Consider the following 21,465-nt stretch of genomic DNA (forward strand, 5'->3'; position numbering starts at 1 on the left):
GGGGGATGTATCGGGAAAGTGTGGGGCAGCGTGGCCTGTGGGCTGCAATCGACTTAGAAAACAGCCGTTTCAAAGATTTGCCCCCGGCTTTTAAGCCGGGGGCAAGATTTTCAAAACGATCCCGTGCCCATCACCCGGCTCGGGTCCGGGCCTTTTTCCATCTCGGCGAATTCCTCATAGGTGCGGTATTTGTCCAAGATGCCGGATTGCGCCATTTTCAGAAGCTCTGCGGCTTCTTCGGGTCGCGATTGCGTGAGCTGGCGATAGCGCAGCTCGCCGTAGGCGTAGTCCTTGAAGGGCAGGGTTGGGCGCGGACTGTCGAGCATGAAGGGGGGCGTGCCCGATCCATGCAGCGCCGGATCGTAGCGCAGCAGAGGCCAATAGCCGGATTTCACCGCTTTTTGCTGTTGGTTCAGACCTTTGCGCATGTCGATGCCATGGGCGATGCAATGCGAATAGGCGAGGATGATCGAGGGGCCGTCCCAGGCTTCGGCCTCGCGGAAGGCACGCAGCGTTTGCTGCGGGTTGGCGCCCAGAGCGACCTGCGCCACATAGACATTGCCGTAAGCGATGGCTTGCAGCGCCATGTCCTTGCGGTTGGTGCGCTTGCCGGCGGCGGCGAATTTGGCGATGGCGCCCAGTGGCGTGGCCTTGGAGGCCTGCCCGCCGGTGTTCGAGTACACTTCGGTGTCCATTACGAGGATGTTGACGTTGCGGCCTGAAGCGAGGACGTGATCGAGCCCGCCATAGCCGATGTCATAGGCCCAGCCGTCGCCGCCGACGAGCCAGATCGCGCGTTTGACGAGATGGTCGGAGAGCGACAGAAGGTGCTCGATGTCTTCCGAACGCGGCAGCGCAAGGAGCCTGGTTTTCAAAAGGCCTACACGCTCGCGCTGGGTGCGAATCTCGGATTCGCGCACCTGCGTGGCGGTGAGGATCGCATCGACAAGCTCCTGGCCCACATCGGGGGCGAGACGTTTGAGAATGTCCTGCGCCAGAGCGGTTTGCTTGTCGGCGGCCAGACGGAAACCGAGGCCAAACTCGGCGTTGTCCTCAAAGAGCGAGTTGGCCCAGGCCGGGCCGCGCCCCTCAGCGTTGACGGTCCATGGCGTCACCGGAAGGTTGCCGCCGTAGATCGAGGAACAGCCGGTGGCGTTGGCCACCATGAGCCGGTCACCGAAAAGCTGGCTGAGGAGTTTGACATAAGGCGTCTCGCCACAGCCCGCGCAGGCACCGGGGAATTCGAACAGCGGTTCGAGGAACTGAACGCCGCGCACATTGGCGAAATCGACGCGCGAGCGGTCATTGACCGGCAGGCTTTCGAAGAAGGCGATGTTTTCGCGCTCGCGCTCAGGCAGGTCCTCTTTGAGGTGCAGGTTGATCGCTTTGTGGCTCGGGTCGTCCTCGGAAATCGCCGGGCAGGCCTCGACGCAGAGGCCGCAGCCGGTGCAGTCTTCGAGGTAGAATTCGAGCGCGAATTCGGCGTCCGGGTAGCCGCGCGCGTTGACCGGGGCGGATTTGAACCCTTCCGGCGCGCCTGCGAGCAAGTCTTCGTCGAAGTACTTCGCGCGGATGACGGAATGCGGGCAGACGAAGGAACATTGGCCGCATTGGATGCACTCGTCGGCGATCCACACGGGGACTTCATCGGCGACATTGCGTTTTTCCCAAGCGGCGGTGCCGGAGGGGAAGGTGCCATCGACCGGCAGCGCCGAGACGGGGATGTCGTCGCCGATGCCTTCCATCATTTTCGCGGTCACGTCGCGCACGAAAGTCGGTGCGTCATCGGGGACAAGCGCGGGGCGTTCGATCACGCTGGTGGGGGAGGCGGGCACGGGGATTTCGTGCAATCCGGCCAAGGCACCATCGACGGCGGCGAAGTTTTTCTCGACGACTTCGCGGCCTTTTTTCGCATAGGTCTTTTCGATCGCGTATTTGATTTTCGCGATGGCTTCCTCGCGCGGCAACACGCCGGAGAGGGCGAAGAAACAGGTCTGAAGGATCGTGTTGGTGCGCCCGCCAAGGCCAAGCTCGCGCGCCGCCGTGGTGGCGTCGATTGTGTAGAGTTTCAGGCCCTTGTCGATGATGACCTGCTGCACTGAGCGCGGCAGGCGATCCCATGTCGCCTCGGCCCCGTAAGGCGAGTTCAACAGGAAGGTCGCGCCGGGTTTGGCGAGTTTCAGCACGTCCATTTTCATCAGGAAATGGAACTGGTGGCAGGCGACGAAATTGGCGGAGGCGATCAGATAGGGCGCCTCGATGGGTTCGGGGCCGAACCGCAGATGGCTCTCGGTCACGGCGCCGGATTTGTGGCTGTCGTAGACGAAATAGCCCTGCGCATAGTGGTCCGGTTCGGCGGCGATGATCTTGACCGAGTTCTTGTTGGCCCCGACCGTGCCGTCCGCGCCGAGTCCGTAGAAGACCGCGCGCACCACATTGTCTTTCTCGATGTCGTAGGTCGGATCGACCTTCAAAGAGGTGAAGGAGACGTCATCATGAATGCCGACGGTGAAATTGGTTTTCGGTTTGTCTCTCAAAAGGTTGTCGAACACGGCTTTGACCTGTGCAGGGGTAAAGTCCTTGGACGACAGGCCATAACGCCCGCCGATCACGCGCGGCATGGTGGCCCGCGTGCCGGTCGCGACGGCTTCGGCCAGCGCCGAGACCACATCGAGGTACAAAGGCTCGCCCGTGCTGCCCGGCTCTTTCGAGCGGTCCAGAACGGCGATTTTTTCCACCGTATCAGGCAGGATGGCAAACAGGTGTTTCACGGAGAAGGGGCGGTAGAGCCGCACCGCGATCATGCCGATTTTCTCACCTTTGGCGACCAAATTCTCCACCGTGGCGCGGATCACATCGGTGCCCGACCCCATGGCGATCACCACGCGGGTCGCATCCGGCGCGCCGGTGTAATCGAAGGGGCGATATTTGCGCCCGGTCATCTGGCCGAGCTTGAGCATCTCGCTGTCGACGATGTCCGGCACGGCGGCGTAAAACGGGTTGGCGGCTTCGCGCGACTGGAAGAACACATCGGGGTTTTGCGCGGTGCCACGGATGAACGGGTTCTCGGGCGAGAGGGCGCGTTTGCGATGCGCGCGCACCAGATCGTCGTCGATCATGGCGCGGATTTGCGTATCCGGGATGAGATCGAGCGTGTTGACCTCGTGCGAGGTGCGGAAGCCGTCGAAGAAATGGATGAAGGGAATGCGGGCCTTGAGCGTGGCGGCGTGCGCCACGAGCGCCATGTCATGGGCTTCCTGAACGGAAGAGGCGGCGAGCATGGCGAAACCGGTGGAGCGCGCGGCCATCACATCGGCATGGTCGCCGAAGATCGACAGCGCGTGGGTGGCGAGAGAGCGTGCCGCAACGTGGAAGACCGTCGGCGTCAGCTCGCCCGCGATCTTGAACATATTGGGCAGCATCAGCATGAGGCCCTGCGAGGCGGTGAAGGTCGTGGTCAGAGCGCCCGCTTGCAGGCTGCCGTGCACGGTGCCTGCCGCACCGCCCTCGGATTGCATCTCCTGAATGACGGGAATGTCGCCCCAGATGTTGTGCACGCCTTGCGCGGTCCAGTCATCGGCGAGCTCCGCCATGGGGGACGACGGCGTGATCGGGTAGATCGAACAGACCTCGTTCACACGATAGGCGATATGGGCCACGGCGGCGTTGCCGTCCATGGTGGCATGGCTGTGGGTCGCCTCGCGGGTCTCGTTCGACGGCGGCGTGATATGTTCATGGTCAAGCATGGGAGGCCTCCGCGGTCTCAGAAATCATCTCTAGCGCATGGCAGGGGCATTGATCGAAACAGGACTGGCAGCCGGTGCATTTTTCCGGGTCAATCTCATAGCCCTTGCCGGTGCCGAGTTTGACAATGGCGTCTTCCGGGCAGGCAGCATAGCAATTGTCGCATTCGTAGCAGGAGCCGCAGGAATAGCAGCGCGACGCCTCGTAGCGGGCTTCTTTTTCCGACAGGCCGCTCAGGACCTCGTCGAACCCTTCGCGTTTGCTGGTGGCGAGTGCGGCCTGTTCTTTCGGGTCCACATCGGAGTAGACCGGCAGGTGCAGCATATCGGCGGTCACCAAAGCAGGGGGCTCGGAGGCGATATAGGTGGTGCCCGCGAGCCATGCGTCGATGTGGCGCGCGGCCAGTTTCCCGTGGCCGGTGGCGATGGCAACGCTTTGCTGATCGGGGACCATGTCGCCGCCTGCGAAGATGCCGTCGCATCCGGTCATGCGGTTTGCATCGACCTCGACCGTGCCGTTCCAGCTAAACGCCAGACCGGGAACGGATTTCAAAAACGTGCTGTCGGTTTCCTGACCCAAAGCGAGGACCACCGCATCGGCGGTCAGCGTCTCGAACTCACCCGTCGGATGGGCTTTGCCATCCGCGCCGATCTCCATGCGTTCGACTTTCAGTTCATCGCCGTCGATCTCTTTGATCGTGGTCAGCCATTTGATCTTGACGCCCTCGGCCATGGCCTCGTCTGCCTCGAACTGGTGCGCCGGCATGTGCGCGCGGTCGCGGCGGTAGACGATCAGAGTTTCCGTGGCGCCCAAACGCTTGGCGGTGCGGGCGGCGTCCATCGCGGTGTTGCCGCCCCCGTAAACCACGACACGGCGGCCCAAAAGCGGGGCTTCGCCTTTCGAGGCGTCGGAGAGGAGATTGACGGCGTCGAGGATTTTCGGGGCTTCCTTGGCGGGGATGTCGACATGTTTGCCCGCGCCCGCGCCGATGGCGAGATAGACGGCATCGAAACCGCCTTCGGATTTCTCGGCCATCAGGTCGGTGACCTTGTGGTTCAGCGTGATCTTGACGCCAAGCGCTTCGATCCGGGCCACATCTTGGGCCAGCTCTTCGCGGGGCATCCGGTAGGCGGGAATGCCGAAATGCATCATGCCGCCCGCGACCGGACCGGCCTCGCGGATTTCCACCGCGTGACCGAGGCGGGCGAGGTGATAGGCGCAGGACAGGCCCGAGGGACCAGCGCCCACAACCAAGACCTTTTTGCCAGAGGGTGGGTTCACCGCCTTGAATTGCCAGCCTTTTTCATTGGCCATATCGCCCAGAAACCGCTCGACCGCGTGGATCGAGACGGAGGCGTCGACCTCGCCCCGGTTACAACCGCTCTCGCAGGGGTGATAGCAGACACGGCCATGCACGGCGGGCATCGGGTTTTGCGCGGTGAGGATCTCCCAGGCTTCGCGGTAGTTCCCGGCGGTCGCCTCGGTCAGCCATTCGCGGATGTTCTCGCCTGCCGGACAGGCCGCCGCGCAGGGCGGCGTGAGCGTCACATAGGTCGGGATCTGGCTGCGGATCGGGCCGGTGCCTGTGGTCTTGGTCTGGCCAACGAGCGGGGTGAAATCGGCGCGTTTGGTGCCGGGTTTTTTCTCGGCGTTCTGGGTCATGGCTTGGCCTTCGTGTTGCTTGGCAGGCGGCAGAATTGCTGCGATCCGGGCTTTGGGCGTTGATATATATCAAGCCTTGCATGGGTTGGGGGTAACACGCAACGCTATGATTTTTGAGATGTTTTCTTTGAAACGAAATGTCGCATCGGATGGGCATCTTTTAGGCGTTGCGCATGAAACTTGCGTGACGGGCGGGGAATGGGTTCGGACTTTACTTTTACGATGAAAATAAATAAATGACTGGTCAGTTATTTATTGTAACCGCGACTCGGGAAAGGCCGGATCATGTCGGATCATGCAGACCAGACGGGCGAGGCCCCCCCGAAATTCCGCCGTCGCAAAGAGGCGCGGCCGGACGAGCTTTTGGACGCCGCCCTCGATCTCTTTACCGAACAGGGGTTCGATCGCACCACGGTCGAACAGATCGCGCGCCGGGCGGGGGTCTCGAAAGGGGCGCTGTATCTCTATTTTCCGTCGAAAGACGCGGTGATCGAAAGCTTGGTCGACCGTGCGGTCGGTCATCTGGTGGGGGAGGTCGTGGCCCAGATCGAGGCATTCAAGGGCGATCCGCGTGTGCTTTTGCAGCGCTTCGTGCCGCTCTTTACGGCGCGTCTGACGGAGGCGCGCGTCATTGCCGTTCCGAAACTTGTGGTGCGCGAGGCGGTGAACCACCCGCAGCTGGCGCAGATGTATCGCGAGCGGGTGATCGGGCGGGTCGTGCCTGCGCTGACGGCGCTGTTTCGCCAAGGCGTGGCGGGCGGGCATATCCGGGCGGTCGATCCGGAGATGGCGGTGCGCAGCCTCTTGGGGCCGGTGTTCCTGCATGTGCTTTTGGCCGATGTATTTGGCATCCGGCCCGAAGGCGCGACGGCGGAGGACATCGGCATCGCCCGGCTTCTCGACACCCATCTGAGCATTTTCTTCGCGGGGCTCGCTCCCGCTCCCGAACAGGAGGCCCCTCATGGCTGATCTTCCAAGCTGGCTCGTATCCGTCATCGCGGCGATCTATCCGGGGTTCAACCCGCCGCCCGCGCATGTTTACGATGGCTATATCGAAGGCGAGTTCACCTATGCCGCCCCGGCCTCGGGCGGGCGGATCGAAGAGATCGGCGTGACGACGGGCGATCAGGTGGCCAAGGGGGCGCTGCTTTTTTCGTTGGAAAGCGAGCAATATCAGGCGGCCTTGCGCACCGCAGAGGCGCAGCTGGCGGAGGCTCAGGCGAAGCTCGACAACCTCTCGACCGGTTCGCGCGAGGCGGAGATCGCGGTCACAAAGGCCTCGCTCGATCAGGCGCGGGTGGCCGAGGATATTGCGAAAACCCGGCTGAAGCGCGGTGAGGCGCTGCTCGCACGGGGGGCCACGACACAGGCCGGTGTCGATGATTTGCAGGCGGCCTTGGATGAGGCGCGGGCCTCGGTGGCGCAGTTGCAGGCGCAGTTGACGGTGGCGGAGCTTCCGGCCCGCGATGCCGAGCGGCGCGCAGCGGAGGCCGGTGTTGCGGCGGCCGGGGCGCAGGTCGATCTGGCGCGCTCGGATTTGGACGACCGCAAGGTTTACGCGCCGGTGACGGGACAGGTGGAAAAGGTGTTTTATGAGATCGGCGAGGTCGCAAGCGCGGGCACGCCAGTGGTGTCGATCCTGCCGCCGGACCAGATGACGGCGCTGTTTTTCGTGCCGGAGGCGGAACGCGCGGACCTGTCCCTGGGCGGCGTTGTGGCGGTTTCCTGCGAGGGCTGCCCGGACGATCTGACCGCGAAAATCACAAGGCTGGCGTCGGATCCACAATACACCCCGCCGATCCTCTACACCAGCGATCAGCGCGGGCGTCTGGTCTATCGTGTGGAAGCGGAAGTGGTTGACCCGGAAGGGGTGCTGCCCGGTCAGCCGGTGACGATCGATGCGCGGAAAGCAGTGAAAGAATGAGCGGCGAACTGGCCATATCGGTCAAAGGGCTGACCAAGATTTTCGGCGACCGCAAGGTCGTTGACGGGTTCGATATGGAGGTCGAAAAGGGCACGATCTATGGCTTTCTGGGCCCGAACGGATCGGGCAAGACCACGACGATCCGGATGATGTGCGGGCTTTTGACGCCGGATGGGGGCGAGGGGACCTGCCTCGGGCTCGACATCATCGGCGAGAGCCGGGAGATCAAGAAGCGCGTCGGTTATATGACGCAGAAATTTTCGCTCTATGAGGACCTGACCATCGCCGAGAACCTCGATTTCGTGGCGCGCATGTTCGGGATGAAGGGTCGCAAGGCGATTGTGGCCGAGGCGGTGCGTGATCTCGGGCTTGAGGGGCGGGCGGGGCAACTTGCGGGGACGCTCTCGGGCGGTTGGAAACAGCGCTTGGCGCTTGCGGCCTGTATGATCCACAACCCCGATCTTTTGCTTTTGGATGAGCCGACGGCGGGGGTGGACCCGAAAGCGCGGCGCGATTTCTGGGATGAAATCCGACGGTTGGCGGCGCGTGGTGTCACGGTCCTGGTGTCGACCCATTACATGGACGAGGCGGTGCAATGCGATCACATCGCCTATATCGCCTATGGCAAAAAGCTGATCGACGGGGCGGCGGCGGAGATCCCGGGCCAGATCGGCCTGTCGACTTTCGTCGTCACCGGGCCGGATCTGACGGCTTTGGAGGACCGATTGGAAGCCGAGGACAGCGCGGGGCAGGTGATCCGGTTCGGTGCGGAGCTGCATGTCTCCGGCACGGATCGCGACGCCCTTTTGGCGCTGGCGGAGCGGGAGCGCGCCCGCGGCAGCCATGGATGGGTGGAGAAAAAGGCGGGGCTTGAGGAAGCGTTCATCTATCTGATGGCCGGGGCCAAGGACAATTTTGGGGCGGAGGCGGCGGGATGAAACGCAAGGGCGATATGTTTTCCTTCGCGCGCTTTTTGGGGGTTCTGGTGAAAGAATTCATCCAGATGAAGCGCGACCGCGTGACCTTTGGCATGATGATCGGCATTCCGGTGATGCAGCTTTTGCTCTTCGGCTATGCCATCGACACCGACCCGCACAATCTGCCGACCCTGGTCGAGGTGGCCGACGAAAGCCCGATGGTGCGCAGCCTGACGTCGGCAATGGACACCTCGGATTACTTCGATTTCATCGGCATCGTGACCTCGGAGGCCGAGGGTGCAGAGGCGTTGAAAAACGGCACGGCCTCGGTCGTTCTGACCGTGCCGCCGCAATTCGAACGCGACATGGTCCGGGGTCTGACGCCCGAACTTTTGTTGACCGTCGATGCCTCCGACCCGGTGGCGGCCTCGGGCGCGATCGGGGCGATGAATGGGGTGATGGAAACGGCGATGGCGCAGAGCCTGACGGGGGCACTGTCATCGCAGGCCAAGAGCGACGCGCCCTTCGATCTGATCGTGCATCGGGCCTATAATCCGGAGCAGCAGACCTCGACCAATATCGTGCCGGGGCTTTTGGCGGTGATCCTTGCGATGACGATGGTTCTGATCACGGCGGTGGCGATTGTGCGGGAGAGCGAGAAAGGCACGATGGAAAGCCTGATCGCCACGCCGGTTTTGGCCTCCGAGGTGATGCTGGGAAAGATTTTGCCTTATGTTCTGGTGGGATACGTCCAGACGATAGTGTTTCTTCTGGCCGCCCGCGCGCTGTTCGATGTGCCGTTTTCCGGCTCGTTCCTGACCTTTTTTCTGGGGTTCAACCTCTATATCATCGCCAATCTCGCCATCGGATTTCTGGTCTCGACACTGGCGCGGACCCAGATGCAGGCGATGCAACTGTCGTTTTTCACCATCCTGCCGACCGTGCTTTTGTCCGGCTTCATGTTCCCCTTTGCGGCCATGCCCGGCTGGGCGCAGGCCATCGGCACGGCGATTCCCGCGACGCATTTCCTGCGGCTGGTGCGCAAGGTGATGCTCAAAGGCGCGGGCTTTGCCGAGGTGGCGACGGATATGTTCGGAATTGCGGTGATTTTGGTGGTCGTGGTGACGATTGCCCTCAAGCGCTATCGGCAATCCCTTGATTGATCAGGGAAAATGCGTGGTCCGGGCGGGGTTTTCTGACTGGGTCACGGAAGTTTCATATTCCTATCAAAACAATCAGGATTGACTTGTCCGACCAAAGAAGTCAGTTATTCCGGGAGTGCGTGACATCAGATCACGCGGATCGGAAGACCTGTCCGCGCCAATGGCTGCGGATGCGAGAATAGGGACAAGACCTGATGAAACGTATGATGACGGCTATGATCGCTGCTACCTTGCCTGCCGCAGCCTTTGCGGGCGAAGCCGAAGTGGTGACCAACTATGCCAATATCGCCGAAGCCACCTATGGCGACGCGCTGATCAAGGCGCAGGAGTTGGACGCCGCCATCGCCGAGCTGATCGCCAACCCGTCCGAGCACACGCTTCTGGCGGCGAAAACCGCATGGATCGCGGCGCGTGTGCCCTATCAGCAATCCGAGGTTTTCCGTTTCGGCAACCCGATCGTCGACGATTGGGAGGGCAAGGTGAACGCATGGCCGCTCGACGAGGGTTTGATCGACTATGTCGACGGGTCCTACGGCGAAGCGACCGACGAAAACCCGCTGGCGGTTCTGAACGTCATCGCCAATCCGACATTCGAGATTTCCGGCGAAGAAATCGATGCGACCGAGATCACGCCGGAGCTTCTGGCCGAGACGCTGCATGAGGCCGATGAGGTCGAGGCCAACGTCTCGACCGGCTATCACGCCATCGAATTCCTGCTCTGGGGGCAGGATCTGAACGGCACCGATCACGGCGCGGGTACGCGGTCCTACACCGACTACCTGACCGGCGACGATTGCACCGGCGGCAATTGCGACCGTCGCGCGCAATATCTGACGGCCGCCTCCAAACTTCTGGTCTCCGATCTGGAATATATGGTGGCGCAATGGTCCGAAGGTGGCGAAGCGCGGGCGGCGGTCGTGGACGATCCGGCGGCGGGTGTAACCGCGATGCTCACCGGCATGGGTTCGTTGTCCTATGGCGAGCAGGCGGGCGAGCGCATGAAGCTCGGCCTGATGCTGAACGACCCGGAGGAAGAGCACGATTGCTTCTCCGACAACACCCACAACTCGCATTTCTATGACGGCGTGGGCATCCACAATGTCTACACCGGGCAATATGTGCGTGTGGACGGGACCTTGGTGAAAGGCGAGAGCCTTCAGGATCTTCTGGCTGCGAAGGACCCGGCTCTGGCCGCCGATCTGACCGCTGCCGTGGATCATTCCGTGGCTGAGCTGGGCCAGATCAAGGCGGCGGCCGAGGCAGGGTTCTCCTATGACCAGATGCTGGGCCGTGGCAACGAGGCCGGTGAAGAGCTGATCATGTCGGCGGTGGACGCGCTTGTGGCGCAGACCCGCGAGATCGAACGCGCGGTGACCGTGCTTACGGCGTCCGAGATCGAGGTCGAAGGCTCTGACAGCCTCGACAACCCGGAAGCCGTCTTCCAGTAATTTTGTAGGACAGGCTGGGGGCGACCTCCTTCCGGCCTGTTCCTTTCATGGCAGGGGCAAACCTGTCGAGCAGTCCTTTTGCCACAATTACCGGAGGCACACATGATTGTCTGTTCCTGCAATTCCATCTCTGATCGCGACATTCATGCCGCGATCGACTGGATGCGGGCCTCCGACCCGGAGACGATCATCACCCCGGGCAAGATCTACCACGCTTTGGGTAAAAAGCCCGATTGCGGTGGCTGTATGTCGCTTTTCCTTTCCACCATGCGTGAGAATGATAATCTCGTGGTGCCTGCCGAATTGCGCGGGCTCAAAAAACACCGCATGAAAAGAGGATAAGCTCATGAAAGGCGACGCGAAGGTCATCGAGTACCTGAACGCAGCACTCCGTTCCGAACTGACCGCGATTTCCCAGTATTGGGTGCATTTCCGGCTTCAGGAAGACTGGGGGTTGACGAAGATGGCGAAGAAATCGCGCGAGGAAAGCATCGAGGAGATGAACCACGCCGACAAGCTGATCGCGCGTATTCTCTTCCTTGAAGGTCACCCGAACCTCCAGAAACTCGATCCTCTCCGGATCGGCGAAACCCCGAAAGAGACGATGGAAGCGGATCTGGCGGGCGAACACGACGCGCTCACACTCTATCGTGAGGCGCGCAGCTATTGCGAATCTGTTGGCGATACGGTTTCGAAGAACCTCTTCGAAGAGCTGATCACCGACGAGGAAGGCCATGTTGATTTTCTCGAAACCCAGCTCGACCTCTACGCCCGTCTTGGCGAGCAAGGCTATGCGCTGCTCAATGCAGCCCCGATGGACGAAGCCGAATAAGGCCGCTTTGGTGTTGACCCTGTCCCTCATGGGGCAGGGTGTCTTGGCTGACCCTCTCCCGACATTCGATCTGCATCTGCCCTTTGTGTCGCGCACGGAAGACGAGCGTGCACGGATTGCCGCCATCACCATGCCCACGACGGAATTCACAGCCCCGGAAGCCTTTGAGGCCAAACCGGGCGGGGCGGGCACCGTGGCCGACCCCGGCGACGACACGGTCTTTACCCTGCCGCCTGCGACCCTGCCGTTTGAGTCCAAGCTCGATTTCGAACTGGGCAATGCGCTTTTTGCCAAGCTCTGGGTCTCGTCGCCCTCGTCGACCAAAGCCTCCGACGGGCTGGGGCCGCTTTATAATGCGCGCTCCTGCCAGCGCTGCCATGTCAATGACGGGCGCGGCCATCCGCCGGAGCACGCGGAGGACGATCGGACCTCAATGTTCCTGCGGCTTTCCGCGCCTGCGGGAGATGCGCCGTTGACCGCGCTTGAGGCCTATCTGGCCGATTTCGACGGCGCGGAGGCGACGGAACGCACGCGCCCGCTGCCGGGCTATGGCTCCCAGTTGCAGGACCTGTCGCTGGCCGGGTTCGCCCCCGAGGGGCGGATGGAGATTTCCTATGAGGAGATTGCCGTTTCGCTTTCGGCTGGTGAGGTGATCACGCTGCGCAAGCCCTTGTATTCGATTTCAAACCTTGCTTTCGGAGCGCTGCCGGAAGAGGTGCAAATCTCTCCGCGCGTCGCCAATCAGATGATCGGCCTGGGCCTTTTAGAGGCGATTCCGGCGGAGGATATTCTCGCACATGTCGACCCTGACGACGCCGATGGAGATGGCATCTCTGGCCGCCCGAACCTTGTCTGGTCGAAGCGTTACGATCAGGTGATGTTGGGTCGGTTTGGCTGGAAAGCCGGGGAGCCGACCGTTGATGAACAATCCGCCGCCGCTTTTCATGCCGACATCGGGATTTCCTCGCCGCTCTTCCCCGAGCCTTCGGGCGATTGCACGGCTGAGCAGGTCGCGTGTCTCAATGCCCCCAATGGCGCAGGCGATGCGCGGGGCGATGAGATCGACCAGACCGGCATGGATTTGGTGACCTTCTATGCCCGCAACCTCGCCGTGCCCGCGCGGCGCGACGTGGACGACCCGGAGGTTTTGCGCGGCAAGCAAGTGTTCCATGACACCGGATGCGCCGCCTGCCATATGCCGAAATATGTCACCGCCCGGCTCGAAGGGGCAGAGAATGCGCCGCAGTCGTTCCAGTTGATCTGGCCCTATACCGACCTTCTGCTGCATGACATGGGCGAGGGGCTGGCCGATCATCGCCCCGAGGCGCGCGCGACGGGCCGGGAATGGCGCACCGCGCCTTTGTGGGGGATCGGTTTGACGGCGCGCGTTTCAGGGCATACCACCTATCTGCATGACGGACGGGCACGCAGTCTTTTGGAAGCGGTGCTCTGGCACGGGGGCGAGGCGCAATCTGCGCGCGACACCGTGGTGGAGATGCCGCCGGAGGACCGCGCTGCCCTTATCCGTTTTCTTGAAAGCCTCTGAAGGAGCACCCAATGCGCAAACTGGCCGCTTTCTGTTTCCCGCTCATGCTGACCGCGCCTTTGGCCGCCCCTTTGGCTGCCGATCCTCTCAATGAGGCCCTGACGCGGGCGGTCAACGACCATACCGTGCCTGCAGTGGATCATTTCGACGTGGCGACGGCGCTTCTCGCCGATTTGGCGGGGGACGATTGTTTGCCCGAGGCGGTGAAGCCCGCCTATAACGAGGCGTTCGACGCGTGGATGGGGCTTCAGCATCTGCATATGGGGCCGGTCGAGGCCAATGGGCGCATTCTTGCGATTGCCTTCTGGCCGGACAAAAAGGGCCTGATCCCGCGCACCCTGTCGGGCTATATCGCCGACGAGGACCCTGTGATCGAAAACCCGGCGGAATTTGCCACGGCTTCGATCGCGGTGCGCGGGCTCTTCGCACTTGAATACATGCTGTATGACGCTCAGTTCGATGGTTACGCAGAGGACAGTTATTCATGTCATCTCGTACAGGCCATTTCTCATGACCTGCACCGTATGGCGGCGGCGATCAAATCGGAATGGACCGCGCCCGATGGGTTTGCCCAGACATTGTTGCTGGCCGGTGAGGCACCGCATCCGCTTTACCTGAGCAAGGCTGAGAGCGTTCAGGCGCTTTATACCATGCTGACCTCCTCGCTCGAAGTGACCCGCGATCAGCGTATCGGACGACCCATCGGCACGTTCGAGAAACCGCGCCCGACGCGGGCCGAGGCCTATCGCTCCGAGCGTTCCCAGCGCAACGTGGAACTGATCCTGATGGCAACCCGCGATCTGGCGCGCAAACTCGCGCCGGGTGAGATGCCGCTCAGCGAGGCGGCGTTCGAGAAAACCATCGCGCTGGTGGAGGAGCTGGACGATCCCGATTTCGCTGGCGTCGAGGACCCGATGGGGCGGCTCAAGGTCGAGATCGTCGGTCAGAACATCGATACGATCCTTGGCCATCTCGCCAACGAGGTTGGCGCGCCGCTGGGGGTTTCCGCCGGGTTCAACGCCTCCGATGGCGACTGATCGATACGACTGACACAAAAACAAAAAGATACTGGATAACAGACCATGACTTCACGCCGTACCTTCCTCAAAGCCGCGCTGGCCGCAACCGTCGTTCCGCGCCTGAGCTGGGCCGATGCCGGGTCTCCCGCCTATCTTGGCGCGGCCAGGGATGCCTCCGGCGATTACGCGCTCTACGGGCTCGATGCGCAGGCGCAAATTCTGTTCCGTGCACCGCTCCCGGCCCGCGGACATGCCGCCGCCGCCCACCCGCTGAAACCCGAGGCGGTGGCCTTTGCTCGTCGTCCCGGCACTTTTGCTGTGGTGGTCAATTGCGCTACCGGGCGGATCACCCACCGGCTGGACGCGCCTGAGGGGCGGCATTTCATGGGGCATGGGTTGTTCGTCGAGAATGGCGATCTGTTGCTGACGCCTGAGAACCACTATGCCGAGAAACGCGGCATTCTGGGCATCTGGGACCGGCGCAAGAACTATGCCCGCGTCGCGGAAGTGCCGACCCATGGCCTCGGGCCGCATGATGTGAAGCAGCTCTCGGACGGCACGCTTGTCGTCGCGAATGGCGGGATTTTCACTCATCCGGCGATTGGCGAGGGGCGGCAGAAACTCAACATCGACGTGATGGAGCCATCGCTGGTCTATCTCTCGCCGGAGTATGCGCTGGTCGAGAAACATGTTCTGGCACCCGAGTTGCATCAGAACTCGATCCGCCACCTGTCGCTTGCCCCAGACGAGCAGGTCGCCTTTGCCATGCAGTGGGAAGGCGACGAGAGCGAAACCGTGCCTTTGCTGGGGCTGCACCGGCGGGGCGAGGCGGTTGTTCTGGCGGAGGCCGATCTGGGCGAGCAATTTGCGATGAAGGGCTATGCGGGTTCGGTGTCGCATTCCGGCGATGGCACAGAGGTGGCGATCAGCTCGCCGCGCGGCGGGCGCATTCACCGGTTTGATGCCGAGGGGAATTTCCTCGGGGCTGTGGTGCGGGGCGATGTCTGCGGGCTTGCGCCGATGGGCGATGGTTATCTCGGTTCCGACGGGTTTGGCGCGCTTCTGGCGATGAAAGAGGATATGCGGCCTCTGAATGCGGTTCCGGGGCTTGCCTGGGACAATCACCTTGTGGCGCTTCCGGAGCTTGCGGCCTGAACAGGGTGTCGGATCTGGTCGATAAAATTTTACAAAAATTTTGTCCAAATTTGAGGCAAACCGGCAACACCGGACGCAAGCAATTGTGTCCGGGGGCGTCTCTGGTGTCGTCTGGTCCGATTAAGTATTTGTTTATAAAATATTATGTTTCGTATGCACAGGGGCGGCTCCGGTGTTCGGGGGTATCTCGGTCCGCAATGGATTTCGCCCAAAGCGCAGGCGCTCTTGCAGCCCCCCCGGTCCAACACTAAGACTCGGGTAACACTTCCGCGCTAACACATCAGATGACACAACAGGCAGGGCCCGATGAAAGATCCGATTGATACCTATATGAACACCCTCGTTCCCATGGTTGTCGAACAGACGAGCCGTGGCGAACGCGCTTACGACATTTTTTCGCGGCTCCTCAAAGAGCGTATCATCTTTTTGAACGGCCCGGTGCATGACGGTATGTCCTCGCTGATCTGTGCTCAGCTGCTGTTCCTTGAGGCCGAGAACCCGAAAAAAGAAATCGCCATGTACATCAACAGCCCGGGCGGTGTGGTGACCTCCGGCCTGTCGATCTACGACACGATGCAATACATCCGTCCGAAGGTGTCGACGCTGGTGATGGGGCAGGCGGCTTCGATGGGCTCGCTTCTGCTGACCGCAGGCGAAAAAGGCATGCGCTTCTCGCTGCCGAATTCGCGCGTCATGGTGCACCAACCGTCTGGCGGCTATCAGGGGCAGGCGACCGACATCATGATCCACGCGCAGGAGACGCAAAAGCTCAAGGATCGCCTCAACCAGATTTACGTCAAACACACCGGTCAGGACATCGACACCGTGGTCAACGCACTCGAGCGCGACAATTTCATGTCGCCAGAGGATGCGAAAGAGTTCGGCCTGATCGACGAGATCGTCGAAAGCCGCGCGCCGGTCGAGGACTGAGACGGGCTTTGAAAACAAATGGCGCGGCGGGCTGAAACAGTCCGGCGCGCTTCGCCCGTCAAGGCGCGGTGATTAAGGCGAATGGGATTTTGCCATTGTGCCTGAAAAACCGCTGTCCTACAGTTTCGGGACAGATGCGAAATTCGGTCTCCCTTCGGGAGGCCTGCGGCTCAAGGGGACCTGAGCCGTGACGAGAATACCCGTCCGGGTCGCACCGGTCGGAGAGGCAACGTTAGAGAGCCCGTCCGGGCTCAGGGGAATGTGATGAGCAATTCGTCCAGTGGCGACAGCAAAAATACGCTCTACTGCTCGTTCTGCGGCAAGAGCCAGCACGAGGTGCGCAAGCTGATTGCGGGTCCGACCGTTTTCATCTGTGACGAATGCGTCGAGCTTTGCATGGATATCATCCGTGAAGAGACCAAGACTTCCGGCCTGAAATCCTCTGAGGGCGTGCCCTCGCCGCAGGACATCTGTCAGGTGCTCGACGATTACGTGATCGGACAGGCGCGCGCCAAACGCGTGCTCTCGGTCGCCGTACACAACCATTACAAACGTCTCAACCACGCCGCCAAGGGTGCGGGGGACATCGAACTTGCCAAGTCGAACATCCTGCTGATCGGCCCGACCGGTTGCGGGAAAACGCTTTTGGCGCAAACCCTTGCGCGCATCCTGGACGTGCCCTTCACGATGGCCGACGCGACCACGCTGACCGAAGCGGGCTATGTGGGTGAGGATGTGGAAAACATCATTCTCAAGCTGTTGCAGGCGTCTGAGTATAACGTCGAGCGCGCACAGCGCGGCATCGTCTATATCGACGAGGTCGACAAGATCACCCGCAAATCCGACAACCCCTCGATCACCCGCGACGTGTCGGGCGAGGGGGTGCAGCAGGCGCTCCTCAAGATCATGGAAGGCACCGTCGCCTCCGTGCCGCCGCAGGGCGGGCGCAAGCATCCGCAGCAGGAATTCCTTCAGGTCGACACGACGAACATCCTGTTCATCTGCGGCGGGGCCTTTGCCGGTCTCGACCGCATCATCGCGCAGCGCAACAAGGGCACGGCCATGGGCTTCGGTGCCGATGTGAAGGACAACGACAGCCGCGGCGTCGGCGAATTGTTCAAAGAGCTTGAGCCCGAGGATCTGCTGAAATTCGGTTTGATCCCGGAATTCGTCGGTCGTCTGCCGGTGCTCGCGACTCTCGAAGACCTCGACGAAGACGCGCTGGTCACCATCCTGACGGAGCCGAAAAATGCGCTGGTGAAACAGTATCAGCGCCTGTTCGAACTGGAAGATGCGAAACTGTCCTTCACCGAGGAGGCGCTCACCGCCATCGCCAAACGCGCCATCGAACGCAAGACCGGGGCGCGGGGCCTGCGCTCCATTCTCGAGGACATCCTTCTCGACACGATGTTCGAGCTTCCGGGCATGGACAATGTGACCGAGGTGGTGATCAACGAGGAGGCGGTGATCTCGCCCGCGAAGCCGCTGATGATCTATTCCGACGAGGAAAAGAGCAAGGAAGCGACCGCGTCCTGAACCGGTTGACCGATCTGAAGCCCCGCCTCATCGGCGGGGTTTTGCTTTGGCGGGGCGGGCCGTCTCGAAAACCCGCAAGGCGTGGCGCTGCCCTCTGGACCTCCGCGCCCGGATGGTTCATAGAAAGACCAAGCGACATTCGAAAGGTGACGACGTCATGGGGATTTTGAACACGGCTCTGCGCTCTCTCATCTGGTGGAAAGACGGGACCATCGGCACCCAATTTTTCACATGGCGTCACGGCGTGAAAGTCGGTGAGGACGCTCAGGGCAACACATTCTACCGCAACGAAGACGACACCCGCCGCTGGGTGGTCTACAATGGTGAAATCGAAGCCTCCCGCATCAGCCCCGACTGGCACGGTTGGCTGCACCATACGTTTGCGAACCACCCCGGTCACGCCCCGCTCGCCCACAAACCGTGGGAAAAAGAGCATGTCGAGAACCTGACCGGCACGCCTGCGGCCTATGCGCCCGCCGGTTCCATCCGTCGCGCTCAGCCCGTCGAGCGGCGTGACTACGAGGCTTGGCAGCCGGAATAATGGCTGAGAATCCGACAGAGGTCGCGGTCGGTGCGGGCGTCATCGCGCTCGCATTTGGCTTTCTGGTCTACGCCGGACAGGTCACGGGCTTTGGTGCCTCCGCCCCCGATCACTACAAATTGACCGCCTCTTTCCGCTCCGCCGAGGGGATTTCCACCGGCACGGATGTGCGTCTGGCGGGGGTCAAGGTCGGCACGGTGTCCGGGCTCGATCTCAACCGCGACACGTTTCGCGCCGAGGCACAGTTGACGCTCGATGGCGATGTGCTGTTGCCCGATGACACGGCGGCGATGATTTCCTCCGAAGGGCTTCTGGGCGGCAATTTCGTCGAACTGGTGCCGGGCGGCTCGATGTTCAATTTCGAGGACGGTCAGGTGATCGCCGACACGCAGGGCTCGGTCAGCCTGATCAACCTTTTGCTGAAATTCGTCACGGGCAGTGATGAGGGGAGTGCGGAATGACCCGGCTGATGGCGCTTTTGAGCGTAGCTCTGATCGCGAGCGCGCCTGCGCTGGCGCAGGAGGGCGGGTTTAACGACGATCTCGAAACCGGGCTTGATCAGATCACCATCCAGCCGCTCGACGAGGGCGATAATGTCGGTGGGTTCGGCACGGGGGGGCTGTCTCTCGAGGATCTGCAAAACCTGCCGAACGGTGATTTCCAGCAGGAACTACGCGACATTACCACCGAGATACAGGAACAAGTCGTCTCTTCCTCCGGGGCGACGGTGCGGGCGCTCGACAAGCTTACTGGCGCGGTCAAGGATCTGACGCTGGAAACCGGCGGAAGCGCCAGTTTCGGTCGGATCGAGGTGTTTCTGGGTGATTGTCGTTACCCGGCGGACAACCCCTCGGGCAATGCCTATGCTTATCTGGTGGTGCGCGCCCAAGGCATCGAGGCCCCGGTGTTTTCCGGCTGGATGATCGCCTCATCGCCTGCGCTCAACGCCATGGATCACCCGCGGTACGACATCTGGCCGCTCACCTGCGACATTCCGACAGAACAAGCTCAGGAGTGAGCGGGGCGGGGAGTGCGGTCAAATCCGCACGCTTTTCCAAGGCCTTGTGTAATCTTGCGCGGTAATCGGCGCGGGAAATTTCGATGCCGCCGAGGCTGGCGAGATGCTCGGTCAGGAATTGCGTGTCGAACAGTGTGAATCCGGTGAGGCGCAGCCGGGCCACGAGATAGGCCAGCACAATCTTCGAGGCACTGGGCACCCGCGAGAACATGCTTTCGCCAAAAAACGCCGTGCCGAGCGCCAGACCATAGGTGCCACCGACAAGGCGGTCCTCTTCCCATAACTCGACGGAATGGCCGAAGCCCATGTCGTGCAACTCGCCGTAGAGATCGAAGATCGTGTCGTTGATCCAGGTCTCCGGCCGGTCGGCGCAGCCCTCCATTACGCCCGCGAAATCGCGGTTGAGCGTCACCCGGTAGCGATCCTGCCGGATCAGGCGCGCGAGCGAGCGGGAGATGTGAAACCCATCGAGCGGCAGGATGCCCCGCTCCTTTGGGTCGACCCAAAACAGGCTCTCGTCCTCGCGGCTTTCGGCCATGGGAAACACGCCATTGGCATAGGCTTGCAGGATCAGCTCCGGGGTGAGTTCGACGTGGTTCATGGCGCGAATTTGACCGGGTTTCCGGCAAAAGAAAAGGCCGCCCAAACAGGCGGCCTTTGGTCTGATGCGACAGGTCTCAGCCGAATTGCGCGGCGAGCCATTTCTCCAGCCAGTGGATGTTGTAATCCCCCGACTGGATGTCTTTGTTTTGCAACAGTGCATGGAACAGCGGCACGGTCGTTTCGACCCCGTCGATGATCAGCTCGCCGAGCGCGCGGTTGAGACGCGCCAGAGCTTCGTCCCGGTCGCGACCGTGGACGATCAGCTTGCCGATCAGGCTGTCGTAATAGGGCGGCACGGTATAGCCGGCATAAAGCGCCGAATCCATCCGCACGCCCAGACCGCCCGGCGCATGGTATTGCGTCACCTTGCCGGGGCAGGGCGCGAAATTCGGCAGGCGCTCGGCGTTGATCCGCACTTCGATGGCGTGACCGTTGATCTGGAGATCGTCCTGCGAGAAGGACAGTTTTTCGCCGGAGGCCACAAGGATCTGCTCGCGCACGAGGTCCTGACCGAAGATCGCCTCGGTCACCGGGTGTTCCACCTGAAGGCGGGTGTTCATTTCGATGAAATAGAACTCGCCATCCTCGTAGAGGAATTCGATGGTCCCCGCGCCCTTATAGCCCATCTCGGCGATGGCCTTGGCGCAGATTCCGCCGATGCGGGCGCGCTCTTCGGGGGTGATGCAGGGACCGGGGGCCTCTTCGAAGACTTTCTGGTGCCGACGCTGGAGCGAACAATCGCGCTCGCCCAAATGGACGCCGCCGCCCTGGCCGTCGCCAAAGACCTGAACCTCGATGTGACGCGGTTTCTGGAGATATTTCTCCATATAAACCTCGTCATTGCCGAAGGCGGCTTTCGCTTCGGAGCGCGCGGTGCGGAAGGCGACTTCAAGCTCGGCTTCGTTCAGTGCCACTTTCATGCCACGACCACCGCCACCGGCGGTGGCCTTGATGATGACGGGATAGCCCATCTCTTTGGCGGTTTTCTTGGCGGTGTCCACATCGGGCACGCCGCCTTTGGAGCCGGGAACGACCGGAATGCCCAGCTTTTCAGCGGTGACTTTCGCGGTGATCTTGTCGCCCATCTGGCGGATGTGCTCGGCGGAGGGGCCGATGAAGGTCAGATCGTGGTCTTCGACGATCTGCACGAAGGCCGCGTTTTCCGACAGGAAGCCGTAACCCGGGTGGATCGCCTGTGCGCCAGTGATTTCACAGGCTGCGATGATCGCCGGAAAATTCAGGTAGGACTGGGCCGAGCTGTTCGGGCCGATGCATACGGCCTCGTCGGCCATGCGCACATGCATCGCGTCCGCATCGGCGGTGGAATGCACGGCCACCGACTGGATGCCCATCTCGCGACAGGCGCGGATCACCCGGAGGGCGATCTCGCCACGGTTGGCAATGAGGATTTTATCGAACATCGGGGT

19 protein-coding genes are annotated in these 21,465 nt (G+C 61.7%); 15 read left to right on the forward strand and 4 right to left on the reverse strand.

The window, feature by feature from the left end; all coding sequences use genetic code 11:
• Nucleotides 1–110 precede the first annotated feature (110 nt).
• Together nifJ and V1475_RS11375 are read right to left on the reverse strand one after the other, a co-directional pair.
• Nucleotides 111–3,746, reverse strand: coding sequence for a pyruvate:ferredoxin (flavodoxin) oxidoreductase (gene nifJ, locus V1475_RS11370; protein ID WP_479412837.1), 3,636 nt, complete (start codon nt 3,744–3,746; stop codon nt 111–113).
• Nucleotides 3,739–5,406, reverse strand: a complete 1,668-nt coding sequence (locus V1475_RS11375; protein ID WP_479412838.1) for an NAD(P)-binding protein — start codon at nt 5,404–5,406, stop codon at nt 3,739–3,741. Before V1475_RS11375 ends, nifJ begins: the two co-directional genes overlap by 8 nt.
• Before the next feature lie 285 nt (nt 5,407–5,691).
• On the opposite strand from V1475_RS11375, the gene V1475_RS11380 reads away from it, so the two are divergent.
• From V1475_RS11380 to V1475_RS11450, 15 genes are all read left to right on the forward strand, one after another.
• Nucleotides 5,692–6,375: a TetR/AcrR family transcriptional regulator gene (locus V1475_RS11380; RefSeq protein ID WP_479412839.1), complete on the forward strand. Its 684-nt coding sequence runs from the start codon at nt 5,692–5,694 to the stop codon at nt 6,373–6,375.
• Nucleotides 6,368–7,330: an HlyD family secretion protein gene (locus tag V1475_RS11385; RefSeq protein ID WP_479412840.1), complete on the forward strand. Its 963-nt coding sequence runs from the start codon at nt 6,368–6,370 to the stop codon at nt 7,328–7,330. The genes V1475_RS11380 and V1475_RS11385 overlap by 8 nt, the downstream gene beginning before the upstream one ends.
• Nucleotides 7,327–8,268, forward strand: a complete 942-nt coding sequence (locus tag V1475_RS11390) for an ABC transporter ATP-binding protein (protein WP_479412841.1) — start codon at nt 7,327–7,329, stop codon at nt 8,266–8,268. The genes V1475_RS11385 and V1475_RS11390 overlap by 4 nt, the downstream gene beginning before the upstream one ends.
• On the forward strand, nt 8,265–9,410 hold the full coding sequence (locus tag V1475_RS11395; protein WP_479412842.1) for an ABC transporter permease: 1,146 nt from the start codon (nt 8,265–8,267) through the stop codon (nt 9,408–9,410). Before V1475_RS11390 ends, V1475_RS11395 begins: the two co-directional genes overlap by 4 nt.
• Before the next feature lie 194 nt (nt 9,411–9,604).
• Nucleotides 9,605–10,858 carry an imelysin family protein gene (locus tag V1475_RS11400; protein WP_479412843.1) on the forward strand — a complete coding sequence of 418 codons (1,254 nt, stop codon included), beginning with the start codon at nt 9,605–9,607 and terminating at the stop codon, nt 10,856–10,858.
• Nucleotides 10,859–10,960: 102 nt separating this feature from the next.
• The gene (locus V1475_RS11405; RefSeq protein WP_434287692.1) at nt 10,961–11,200 is read left to right on the forward strand and encodes a (2Fe-2S)-binding protein; all 240 of its coding nucleotides are present in this window, start codon (nt 10,961–10,963) and stop codon (nt 11,198–11,200) included.
• 4 nt (nt 11,201–11,204) lie between these two features.
• Entirely contained in the window at nt 11,205–11,690 is a 486-nt protein-coding gene (gene bfr, locus V1475_RS11410) for a bacterioferritin (protein ID WP_434287691.1), read from the forward strand.
• Nucleotides 11,662–13,236: a di-heme oxidoreductase family protein gene (locus tag V1475_RS11415; RefSeq protein ID WP_479412844.1), complete on the forward strand. Its 1,575-nt coding sequence runs from the start codon at nt 11,662–11,664 to the stop codon at nt 13,234–13,236. The genes bfr and V1475_RS11415 overlap by 29 nt, the downstream gene beginning before the upstream one ends.
• 11 nt (nt 13,237–13,247) lie before the next feature.
• Complete coding sequence (locus V1475_RS11420; RefSeq protein WP_479412845.1) at nt 13,248–14,273, forward strand: imelysin family protein; 1,026 nt, start codon at nt 13,248–13,250, stop codon at nt 14,271–14,273.
• A gap of 45 nt (nt 14,274–14,318) precedes the next feature.
• A complete protein-coding gene (locus tag V1475_RS11425; RefSeq protein WP_434287688.1) occupies nt 14,319–15,410 on the forward strand; it encodes a DUF1513 domain-containing protein in 1,092 nt (363 codons plus the stop codon).
• A 306-nt stretch (nt 15,411–15,716) separates the two neighbouring features.
• On the forward strand, nt 15,717–16,340 hold the full coding sequence (locus tag V1475_RS11430; protein ID WP_434287687.1) for an ATP-dependent Clp protease proteolytic subunit: 624 nt from the start codon (nt 15,717–15,719) through the stop codon (nt 16,338–16,340).
• 264 nt (nt 16,341–16,604) lie between these two features.
• Nucleotides 16,605–17,876: an ATP-dependent Clp protease ATP-binding subunit ClpX gene (gene clpX / locus V1475_RS11435; protein ID WP_479412846.1), complete on the forward strand. Its 1,272-nt coding sequence runs from the start codon at nt 16,605–16,607 to the stop codon at nt 17,874–17,876.
• Nucleotides 17,877–18,033: 157 nt separating this feature from the next.
• Nucleotides 18,034–18,417: an NADH:ubiquinone oxidoreductase subunit NDUFA12 gene (locus V1475_RS11440; RefSeq protein ID WP_434287685.1), complete on the forward strand. Its 384-nt coding sequence runs from the start codon at nt 18,034–18,036 to the stop codon at nt 18,415–18,417.
• A complete protein-coding gene (gene mlaD, locus V1475_RS11445; RefSeq protein WP_434287684.1) occupies nt 18,417–18,878 on the forward strand; it encodes an outer membrane lipid asymmetry maintenance protein MlaD in 462 nt (153 codons plus the stop codon). The genes V1475_RS11440 and mlaD overlap by 1 nt, the downstream gene beginning before the upstream one ends.
• Nucleotides 18,875–19,435: a DUF2155 domain-containing protein gene (locus tag V1475_RS11450; protein WP_479412847.1), complete on the forward strand. Its 561-nt coding sequence runs from the start codon at nt 18,875–18,877 to the stop codon at nt 19,433–19,435. The genes mlaD and V1475_RS11450 overlap by 4 nt, the downstream gene beginning before the upstream one ends.
• On the opposite strand, the gene aat is transcribed toward V1475_RS11450, so the two are convergent.
• Nucleotides 19,398–20,036, reverse strand: a complete 639-nt coding sequence (gene aat, locus V1475_RS11455; protein WP_479412848.1) for a leucyl/phenylalanyl-tRNA--protein transferase — start codon at nt 20,034–20,036, stop codon at nt 19,398–19,400. The two genes, V1475_RS11450 and aat, sit on opposite strands and share 38 nt — an antisense overlap.
• A 76-nt stretch (nt 20,037–20,112) precedes the next feature.
• A complete protein-coding gene (gene accC / locus V1475_RS11460) occupies nt 20,113–21,459 on the reverse strand; it encodes an acetyl-CoA carboxylase biotin carboxylase subunit (protein WP_479412849.1) in 1,347 nt (448 codons plus the stop codon).
• Nucleotides 21,460–21,465: the final 6 nt, after the last annotated feature.

It is taken from the genome of Celeribacter sp. SCSIO 80838, assembly GCF_056498065.1.

Coding starts and splice junctions, on each gene's coding strand:
- bfr (WP_434287691.1), top strand. CDS start 11,205: ATGAAAGGCGACGCGAAGGTCATCGAGTACCTGAACGCAGCACTCCGT.
- V1475_RS11415 (WP_479412844.1), top strand. CDS start 11,662: ATGCAGCCCCGATGGACGAAGCCGAATAAGGCCGCTTTGGTGTTGACC.
- V1475_RS11380 (WP_479412839.1), top strand. CDS start 5,692: ATGTCGGATCATGCAGACCAGACGGGCGAGGCCCCCCCGAAATTCCGC.
- V1475_RS11425 (WP_434287688.1), top strand. CDS start 14,319: ATGACTTCACGCCGTACCTTCCTCAAAGCCGCGCTGGCCGCAACCGTC.
- V1475_RS11400 (WP_479412843.1), top strand. CDS start 9,605: ATGAAACGTATGATGACGGCTATGATCGCTGCTACCTTGCCTGCCGCA.
- V1475_RS11420 (WP_479412845.1), top strand. CDS start 13,248: ATGCGCAAACTGGCCGCTTTCTGTTTCCCGCTCATGCTGACCGCGCCT.
- V1475_RS11440 (WP_434287685.1), top strand. CDS start 18,034: ATGGGGATTTTGAACACGGCTCTGCGCTCTCTCATCTGGTGGAAAGAC.
- accC (WP_479412849.1), bottom strand. CDS start 21,459: ATGTTCGATAAAATCCTCATTGCCAACCGTGGCGAGATCGCCCTCCGG.
- nifJ (WP_479412837.1), bottom strand. CDS start 3,746: ATGCTTGACCATGAACATATCACGCCGCCGTCGAACGAGACCCGCGAG.
- V1475_RS11375 (WP_479412838.1), bottom strand. CDS start 5,406: ATGACCCAGAACGCCGAGAAAAAACCCGGCACCAAACGCGCCGATTTC.
- V1475_RS11385 (WP_479412840.1), top strand. CDS start 6,368: ATGGCTGATCTTCCAAGCTGGCTCGTATCCGTCATCGCGGCGATCTAT.
- V1475_RS11390 (WP_479412841.1), top strand. CDS start 7,327: ATGAGCGGCGAACTGGCCATATCGGTCAAAGGGCTGACCAAGATTTTC.
- clpX (WP_479412846.1), top strand. CDS start 16,605: ATGAGCAATTCGTCCAGTGGCGACAGCAAAAATACGCTCTACTGCTCG.
- aat (WP_479412848.1), bottom strand. CDS start 20,036: ATGAACCACGTCGAACTCACCCCGGAGCTGATCCTGCAAGCCTATGCC.
- V1475_RS11430 (WP_434287687.1), top strand. CDS start 15,717: ATGAAAGATCCGATTGATACCTATATGAACACCCTCGTTCCCATGGTT.
- V1475_RS11450 (WP_479412847.1), top strand. CDS start 18,875: ATGACCCGGCTGATGGCGCTTTTGAGCGTAGCTCTGATCGCGAGCGCG.
- mlaD (WP_434287684.1), top strand. CDS start 18,417: ATGGCTGAGAATCCGACAGAGGTCGCGGTCGGTGCGGGCGTCATCGCG.
- V1475_RS11395 (WP_479412842.1), top strand. CDS start 8,265: ATGAAACGCAAGGGCGATATGTTTTCCTTCGCGCGCTTTTTGGGGGTT.
- V1475_RS11405 (WP_434287692.1), top strand. CDS start 10,961: ATGATTGTCTGTTCCTGCAATTCCATCTCTGATCGCGACATTCATGCC.